The organism is Parabacteroides massiliensis (assembly GCF_900155425.1).
Taxonomy (GTDB): Bacteria; Bacteroidota; Bacteroidia; order Bacteroidales; family Tannerellaceae; genus Parabacteroides; species Parabacteroides massiliensis.
Genome location: NZ_LT700192.1, coordinates 463,960 through 469,959 on the forward strand (window position 1 = coordinate 463,960; position 6,000 = coordinate 469,959).

3 protein-coding genes and 1 pseudogene are annotated in these 6,000 nt (G+C 48.6%); all 4 read right to left on the bottom strand.

All coding sequences use genetic code 11. The annotated features are described in order from the left end of the window. Nucleotides 1-20 precede the first annotated feature (20 nt). Nucleotides 21-1,546: pseudogene (locus BQ9893_RS20810) on the bottom strand (sulfatase family protein). A gap of 83 nt (nt 1,547-1,629) precedes the next feature. Further along, nucleotides 1,630-2,865, bottom strand: a complete 1,236-nt coding sequence (locus tag BQ9893_RS20815) for an anaerobic sulfatase-maturation protein (RefSeq protein ID WP_075967797.1) — start codon at nt 2,863-2,865, stop codon at nt 1,630-1,632. Between the two features lie 147 nt (nt 2,866-3,012). Then, the gene (locus tag BQ9893_RS20820) at nt 3,013-4,536 is read right to left on the bottom strand and encodes a sulfatase family protein (protein ID WP_075967798.1); all 1,524 of its coding nucleotides are present in this window, start codon (nt 4,534-4,536) and stop codon (nt 3,013-3,015) included. Nucleotides 4,537-4,645: 109 nt separating this feature from the next. Next, nucleotides 4,646-5,875, bottom strand: coding sequence for a sulfatase family protein (locus BQ9893_RS20825; RefSeq protein WP_208610835.1), 1,230 nt, complete (start codon nt 5,873-5,875; stop codon nt 4,646-4,648). Between the last annotated feature and the right edge of the window lie 125 nt (nt 5,876-6,000).

Consider the following 6,000-nt stretch of genomic DNA (forward strand, 5'->3'; position numbering starts at 1 on the left):
TATAGCATAATGTTAGATTACTAATAAGGGATATAGTTACTTAATATTTTTTCTTTATACCAGAGGTCGTCCGCTTGTTTCAGCAAGCGGGCCATTTGAGAGCAGAGTATATTAAAAATCTCCGGCATGTCTTCCACTCTAAGCGGGTTCATCTGGTACGGGTCGTTTTTGTCGTCATACAAAAGAGCCTCTTTCAATTTCCGGCTTTTCCTGTCCAGTGTAAGCGCCAGGGTATAACGTTCTGTCTTGATACCTCTTGACAGAGGAAAATACGAAATCACTTTTCCTTTGGCATCCTTCTCTCCATCTATGTTTTTGATATAGAGTGCCCCTTCCGGACGTTTCATTTGAGAAGTCTGTCTGGTAAACAGATCAGCATAACTAGTTCCCTGTACTGTTTGCGGAATCTCCAGACCACATAGCCCCAGCAGCGTTGGCATGATATCGGGCGTAGACAACAGCAGGTTATCAATGCGCGGATCAATATGTCCTGGATAGCGGATCAGGAAAGGGACATTCATACTTTCGGCATAAGGCGAATTTTTCGCATCATCCACCCCCTGGCACCGTGGTCGGATGAGAAAACTACAATCGTATTTTTATCCAATCCCTGCCGTTTCAGTTCGGCAAGGATCCGTCCGAATTCGCGATCGATACCCGTTATCGAAGCGAAATAATAAGGAGTACACGACGCCTTTTTCATCTTCCGGTCAGCATTGGGACGTACCAGTAGGCTGTCTATCGGTTTGTCTTTATATAGGTTGTAATCCTCCTCCATGCAACATTCCTGTGAGTTATACGGACTGTGTGGTGGGTTAAAGCTGACCATCATAAAGAAAGGATTCTTCGTATCCCTAACCTTTCCGACGTTACGCAGATAGTCGATTACCTTGTCCGTCTCGTGTTTGGGCGACCATTCTTTCACCTCGTGGCGTTTTCCTTGCGTATCCCAGTAATGGGGCGACTTATGCGTATCGAAGGTTCCGTACGAATACCAGTAGTCGAACCGGTGCCTCCTTTCAGGTGGCGTATAAGTATCCCAAGCCGGGACACGTGCTTCGACATAATGGCCTGGATTCTCCGGATCGTTGGGAGTCGGATGATCGACATGCAATTTCCCGAAATAGGCACAGTTGTATCCCGCCAAGCTGAATACATCACTGATGCAATCCACATCCCGGCGCAGAGAACTGAACGGACGGTCGGCATTACAGTTGACCGGCACTCCGCTCCTGTTAGGATACATCCCTGTCAACAGTGCTCCACGATGCGGACTGCTGAGTGGGCAGTTACTCACCGCCGAGGTCAGCACCAGTGCCTCCCTTGCAAATGCGTTCAGGTTCGGCGTATAGACCGGGTCGGCTTTAAAGGCTACCTTCTCTCTGAATCCGGGCTCGTCCCAGAACCCCATCGCATGGTTGCGCATCTGGTCGGGAAAAACATAAATCACATTCGGGTGTTCGGGTACAGGTTGCGAAGAAACTCCGCAACCCGTCAATAAACCACTTAAACAAACACTTAACAAATTGATATTATCTTGCCTCATCCTGTATGTAAATCTATTAAAACCTTTAACTATAGCAGAAACGGGGCATGTGGCAGCCAAGATGTACGAGATATGTGCTATGCTCATCTGATTTTAATTTCATTTAATTTCATTACATTTGCGGGCGGACGTTGAGCCAATAATTCTTTTTTCATAAAATCCATATAGGGCGCTACGTGTTTGAAATATTTTTTGTAGCCCTTGCACAGATAGTTTAATCCCGGTTCGCCACTGGCTGTATGTAAAAAGCGGTTTTTAGGACATTCTCCGTTGCAGGCGAAAAGAAATTCGCATTCTTTGCATTGTACCGGCAACTTATCGTATTTATCAGCTCCGAACTTTAACTGGCTCTGGCTGTACATCATTTCTGTTAATGTCTGCGTGTAGATATTGCCCAGTTTGTACTTGGGGAATACAAAATGGTCACACGCATAAATGTCGCCATTGAATTCCATCACACCGGCATGTCCGCACGTCCGGGCCAGAGTGCATACGCCCGGCTGTTCTCCGACCCAGTTTGCCAGTGTGGCATCGAATAACTGGATATAATAATTTCCCACATCTTCTTTCACCCATTTATCGAAAATGGCACAAAGGAAATCTCCCCATTTTTCGGAATCGACGGAGAAAGGTGCCAGCTTTATATGGGCATCTTGTCGTTCCGGCGAAGTCAGCATTGTTCCGTCCGCGTGTTGTCCCAATCGTTCCACGATAGGGGCGAATTGGATATAATGGCAATCTATTTCTTTGAAAAAGTTATAAAAATCAAGTGGGTAATCGACATTGTAATCGTTTACGACTGCCATCGCATTGTATTCTACCTGATGTTTTTTCAGCAATTCGATTCCCTTCATCACTTTGTAGAAGGAGGGAAGTCCCTGGCGATTCCGGCGGTATTCGTCGTGGAATTCCTGTGGACCGTCTATTGAGATTCCAACCAGAAAGTTGTTTTCTTTAAAGAAACGGCACCAATCATCTGTCAGCAACGTCCCGTTTGTTTGGATGCAGTTGTCTATCTGCCTTCCACAGCCGTATTTCTGTTGAAGTTCGAGTGCTTTTTTGTAAAAACTTATCGGACGCATCAGTGTTTCGCCGCCGTGCCAGGTGAAGAGTACCTGAGGCATTGTCTGGCATTCCAAATAGTCTTTGATGAATTTCTCCAGTAATTGCTCACTCATGATATGATTTTTCACATCCGGATATAGCTTCCCCTTTTCCAGATAATAACAATAATCACATGCCAAGTTACAGACTGAACCAATAGGTTTCAGCATAACATAAACAGGTTTGGCAAATGGAGATATATAAGAATTAGCCATAATTTATATAGTTGCTGATCAGTAGTTAAACTACCGATTGATTAAATTGTTATTTTTTGTTAGTTATCTTGTTTGTTTTTTTACTTCTCCAAAGATAAGCATATTACATATTAAAAGAATAATACTCTTCTTTTTTAGTTCTATATTTTAATTATTCATCCACGATAATTGCTTCCAGGGATATGGACCGTCGTTCTTTTGCGGCAGTCCCGGGGTACTTCTTCCTTCTTCCACATAGCGAACGAGCAGATCACGCAAGCGACTAGCTATTTCAGGGTTTGCCTCATAGACGTTGCAAATCTCTTCGGGGTCTTTCTCCAGGTCGTAGAGTTGGTATTCGGGAGTACCCTCCTGCGGTTTGCGCGGCTCGCTCCAACCTCCTGAATAGGAAGAAAGAAGAAGTTTCCATTTACCCTGGCGGATGGCGAAGGAGCCGTCGATGGAATGATGGACGGTGGCTTCGCGGATCTTCTCTCTCGTTTCGGGAGTGGTCAGGAGGGGAAGGATATTATAACTGTCTTCCGCCTCGTTGTCAGCCAACGAATAACCGGTGAGGGCAGCAAAGGTCGTCACGAAGTCGGTTAGGCAAACGGTTTGCTCCACACGCCGGGGTTCAGATTGTGCCGGCCAGCGGACGATGCAGGGGACATGGTGGCCGCCTTCGAAGAGGTCGGATTTCATGCCGCGGAAAATGTAACTAGGGTCGTGGCCTTTCTGTCCCAGCAATTCGAAGTCGGCACGTGGCGAGCAACCGTTGTCAGAGGTGAAGACGACGATGGTGTTGTCGGCAATCCGGTTCTTTTCCAATGCTTCGAGGATGCTTCCAACCACGGCATCCGACTGCATGACGAAGTCGGCATACTCGTTGAGCTTCGACTGGTCGCGAAACTCGTCGGTCGGCACGATCGGTGTATGGGGCGACGTGAGGGGGAAATAGAGGAAGAAAGGCTTGTCGCCGGCAGCCGACCGGTCGATGTAGTCGACGGCCTTCTTTTTCAGTTCGGGCAATATCTCTTTCATCTCCCATCCGGGAAGACCTCTACCTGCACGGCTGTCCATTGCCTGGCTGACGGGGTAATACGTATCGGGCAGTCCCACTGTGCGGCGGTTTTCGATAAAGCAGTACGGGGGATAATTGGGGGCATCCACACCGAAGAAATAGTCGAACCCCACGTCACGGGGGCCTCCGGTAATTTCTTTCGTGAAGTCGAGGTTGTATTCGTCCGGTTTGTCCACCGGTTTCTTTCCGTCTTTTGTGGGGAAGTGGAAGCCCAAATGCCATTTGCCTATGCAGGCGGTGTTGTATCCCTGGTTGCGGAGCATGCTTGCCATCGTAGTGCGTCCGGTGGGGATGAGCGGGGTGTCGTACCAATGGAGGACGCCGTTTTTCAACGTCGACCGCCAGTTGTAACGTCCGGTCAGTACGCCGTAGCGTGTCGGGGTACTGACAGCCGAACTCGAATGGGCATCACCGAAGACGACACCTTCGGCCGCCATCTTGTCGAGGTGGGGCGTTTGGATCTTCCCCTTTTCGTTCAGGTAAGAGAGGTCGCCGTAACCCAGATCGTCGGCCAGAATGAAGATGATATTCGGTTGTTTCTTGTCACGTGCAGCCATGTTCAGGGACATGCCGGCTGCGAGGCATGAGAGTAGAATCGTTTGTGCTTTCATGATGTGTGAATGTCTTAAAATCAAATGGTGTAAAGGTAGTGTTTGCAGGAGACATTACCTTTACACTATCCGTGCTTTATTTTGCATAATCCGTTATCGGAGTGGTGTGTTACGGAGTTTTCCGCGCTGCATCGTAACGGTCTATGATTGATTTTAATGTCTGGTATATGTTGCGCTGTTTCTTGGTGAGAGCCGTTAGTGACAGGGGGGCTTTCTCTTCGAAATCTAGAGACACGTCATAGAACTCGCCTGAGCGGTATAGCTTGTATTGCTTGTCGCGGGCGAAGACTTTCGCCTTCCTGTCGTCTACTTCCCGGGGGGCATACCAGCAATAGACCCATTCTCTTGCTTTATGCTTTTTCCCCAGCAGCTGGGGATAGAAGCTTTTGCCGTCTGACTGAATCGAATCGGGGACGGAAACAGAAGCAGCCTCACACAGTGTCGGCAAAAAATCGGTAAAGTCGATCAGGTTGTCGTTCACTTCTCCTTTAAGACCACCCGGGCATGAGACTATAAGGGGAACGTGCACGCCCGCGTCGGTGGTCAGTCCTTTACCGCCGGGATACGGTTTACCGTTCAGCCGAGAGGAGACGACCGTACGATCGGTACCGTTGTCGCCCGTAAAGACGATCAGGGTGTTGTCTGTCAGCCCCAGGCGATCCAGTTCGTCCAATAGTTTGCCGATCAATTTATCCGTATAGCTCACCATGTCGGGGAAGTGGATCGGATTGCCTGCATACGTCTTCGATCGTTCGACCTTCCAATCCTTCGAATCGGGCGTGGAAACAAAAGGGCAATGTGTCAGAATCATTGGGTAATAGGCAAAGAAGGGCTGTTCCTTGTTTTTCCGCATAAAGTCTATGATGAAGTCGCAAGCCACATCGGGACCGAATTCACCTTGCGTATACTCTACCGAACGGCCGTTGTACTCCATCACCGGGTTGGCATACCTGGAGTCGCCTCCTCCGGGTGCATAAGCACCTGCTGCATGTTGCCACAAGCAAGACTGTTCGAAACCGAAATGCAGTGGAGAGTCGAGCTCTTTACCCAGTTGCCATTTACCGGCGATGCAGGTGGCATATCCTTTCTCCTGCAACAAGTTGCCGAAGGTCACCTCTTTACGATCCAGTTGCCCGAAGGCGACATAGTTACGCACATTATACTTGCCGGTCATCAGTTGTACCCGGCTGGGGGTACTCAACGGGTTGGAATAGCAACGGTTGAAGCGGATACCCCGGTTGGCCAGCCGGTCGATGTTGGGAGTCGAATAGGTGTCCGAACCGTTGGCACTGAGACATTCGTACCCGAAGTCGTCGGCCATGATCAGAAGGATATTCATCGGACGTTGGCCAGCATCTTCCGCATACAAGGTAGCAGAGCCAAAGGCAAGAAGCCCGATAAGCGTTGTTTTATTATTCGTGCCAATATGGTGTAGGTTTTATCATAGTCCTGCAAGAACTGCGG